This window comes from Vibrio sp. YT-16 (genome assembly GCF_033337405.1).
Lineage (GTDB): Bacteria > Pseudomonadota > Gammaproteobacteria > Enterobacterales > Vibrionaceae > Vibrio > Vibrio alginolyticus.
In genome coordinates this window covers 1-2,581 of record NZ_JAWOQQ010000049.1, presented here as the reverse complement: position 1 = coordinate 2,581, position 2,581 = coordinate 1, and the positions used below count along the sequence as shown (strand labels likewise).

5 protein-coding genes are annotated in these 2,581 nt (G+C 40.6%); 4 read left to right on the top strand and 1 reads right to left on the bottom strand.

All coding sequences use genetic code 11. From position 1 onward, the window contains the following. The first annotated feature begins 183 nt into the window (after positions 1-183). The 4 genes from R7F07_RS24550 (at position 184) to R7F07_RS24535 (ending at position 2,304) form a co-directional block, all read left to right on the top strand. Positions 184-543: a hypothetical protein gene (locus tag R7F07_RS24550; RefSeq protein WP_171343494.1), complete on the top strand. Its 360-nt coding sequence runs from the start codon at positions 184-186 to the stop codon at positions 541-543. Between the two features lie 143 nt (positions 544-686). Next, entirely contained in the window at positions 687-998 is a 312-nt protein-coding gene (locus R7F07_RS24545) for an antibiotic biosynthesis monooxygenase family protein (RefSeq protein ID WP_017420651.1), read from the top strand. A gap of 144 nt (positions 999-1,142) precedes the next feature. Further along, positions 1,143-1,814 carry a DUF1643 domain-containing protein gene (locus R7F07_RS24540; RefSeq protein ID WP_053304460.1) on the top strand — a complete coding sequence of 224 codons (672 nt, stop codon included), beginning with the start codon at positions 1,143-1,145 and terminating at the stop codon, positions 1,812-1,814. A gap of 268 nt (positions 1,815-2,082) precedes the next feature. Continuing rightward, complete coding sequence (locus tag R7F07_RS24535) at positions 2,083-2,304, top strand: VF530 family DNA-binding protein (protein ID WP_025625190.1); 222 nt, start codon at positions 2,083-2,085, stop codon at positions 2,302-2,304. 142 nt (positions 2,305-2,446) lie between these two features. Here R7F07_RS24535 and R7F07_RS24530 read toward each other — a convergent pair. Next, the coding region (locus R7F07_RS24530; protein WP_170827658.1) for a type II toxin-antitoxin system RelE family toxin at positions 2,447-2,581 on the bottom strand (135 nt) is incomplete at its 5' end.

Here is a 2,581-nt window from a genome sequence, read left to right as displayed (position 1 = left end):
TTGGGAGCAAAGCTCGTGTTGTAAAACACAGCTAACAAACTGCTCAAGAGGGATTCGCAACGCGTGGCATTTTTACTGTGCGTTGAATTTAGTGATTAAGGTGGTTTGCGGCGGCTTAGGTATTGCGTTGCTCACCCCTTAGCAGAGCGTTATGCGCTAGTGCATTTAAATATCGAGGGATATATGGATAATGAACTACCAAAAGCGATGGTATTGAAAACAATAGATGGTAGACATGTGGGCTTCATGTTGTTAGCTCCCAATTCAGGCGAGTCGGGGGAATGTGTTTTCAGTTTATCTGCGTCATCTGCAGAGGTAATCGATAGCAATTTAGGTGTCGTTCTATCTGAGCTTAAAGTTTCTGGCGAGCATAAATACGTAGTGGAAACCATAAAAGATGGGTACTTAATTAATATTGCACCAATAGGCCTACCTAATGTTCAAGTTCAGCTTAATCATCAGTTCTCCGGAGATATAGTTACTCATATTGAAGGACGAGTCGCTTGTATTGGAACAGCTGAATTAGTGGAGCAAAGCGCATAACAAACTGTTTAAGAGTGATTCGCAACGCGTGGCATTTTCACTATGCGTTGCTTTTAGTGTTTAAGGTGGTGTGCGGAAGCGTCGGTATAGCGTTGCTCACACCTTAACAGGGCGTTATAACCACGGCATAAAATGGAGTATTTATGATAGCAAGGGAATGGAAAGCTACTTGTCCGAAGGAACATGAAGAAGGGTTTATTGTTTACCTTTACGAGACAGGTATAAAAGACACGTCAGCTACTAAAGGTTTCCTTGGAGCACAAATTCTGAATCGAGATTTAGGAGATGATGCTGAAATCACGTTGCTAACTTACTGGGAAGATCTAGATTGTATTAAGTCGTTTGCTGGTGAAGATATCAGTATTGCTAAGTTGTACCCAGAAGACGAGAAGTACAAATTGAATCCTGATCTCCACGTGAGTCATTATGAAGTCCGCGAGAACATGTGGTTATAACAAAGCGTTTAAGAGGGACTTGGCACGCGTGGCATTTTCAATTTGCGTTAAGTTTAGTGGTTAAGGTGTTATGCGGTCACTTTTGTATTGCGTGCCTGCGCCCCTTAACGCGGCGTTATGTGTTTTCGAATAATTGGAGTTTTAATGGGATTTATTTATGCAAAAGAATTAAAAACGAAATTCTCTGTTTATGGTCACTTTTACGATCTAAAAATCAAAAATGAAACTTTCAAGTGTAGAAGTGTTTTAGAAATTGTATCCAAATCAGTTGGAGATATAGCCAGTTCAAAGCCTTGTACCTTAGTTGTTATGATGAACCCTGGTTCATCTAAACCATTAAGTGCTGATTACGTTCCGAAAACGTATTCTATTGATCAAATAATGTCTAATTCTTGGGAAAAGGAAATAGTCTCTACGCGACCAGACAATGCTCAATATCAAATTATGCGCCTTATGTTGCTAAATGAATGGAAGCATGTACGAGTTATAAACTTATCTGATTTGCGAAATGGAAACAGTGGCAAATTTTCTACTGAATTTCAAAAAGCTAAAACATTAGATAACTCTAATCCTCATAGCTTGACACATAAAGATAGACGTTGTGAGCTGAAGCAATATTGTTCAGAGAGCAAAACTGTAATTGTGGCTTGGGGCTCAACTGCTGTACTTAGAGAATCGGCTAAAACTTTTCTTAAACAAGTACCAAATGTGAAAGGGTTACCACTTGAAAGCCCTTGGTTTAGATACCCTAGTCCATATAATAAACAGCAAAAGCTTGATTGGCTTGAATCTATGAACGCGGAATTAAACACATAACAAACAATTTAAGAGTGATTCAGCACGCTTGGCATTTTGGGTTTGGGTTGAGTTTAGTGTTTACGGTGGTCAAATTAAGTGTCGTAGTCGCGTGCTTCACACCTTAATTGGGCGTTATGCAACTGTCCGAAGTTTGAGCTTTTCGGCCCTCTCTAAAGCAAAAAATTCTCGTTCTACATAGGCTTTTCAGGTGGCAAAAATTTGAAAGTATTTGTGTTCGCTCTGGTAAACTCAGCCTTCGAATTTAGTATTGTAGGAACCGACAGAAATGAGCCAAGAGCAACCCAATAACCCACTGCACGGATTAACCTTAGAAAAGATCCTTGTGCGTCTACAAGAGCACTATGGGTGGGAAGGCTTAGATGCAGAAATTCAAATCAACTGTTTCTACAGCAACCCATCTATAAAATCATCATTAAAGTTTTTGCGCAGAACTCAGTGGGCACGAGACAAGGTCGAAGCCTTGTATATTGAAACCTTCTGCAAATAAGAAAAGTTGCATAACAAAGCGTTCAAGAGGGACAGTCAACGCGTGGCGACTCCGGCTCAAATCTTGGCATCTGTGTTTTCGGTGGTAAGTTGAAGTTTGGTTGCAGCGCGTTGCTGCCCCTTAACGCGGCGTTATACCGCAATCAATCATCTAACCTTTTCATGGCTTTACGGTAAACATCGCTACGTTCTCGTTTTCCGACTGCTAAGACGGTTACAATGATGACATCGTCTTCAACTTTGTAGACGAGACGGTAGCCCGATTGACGCAACTTAAT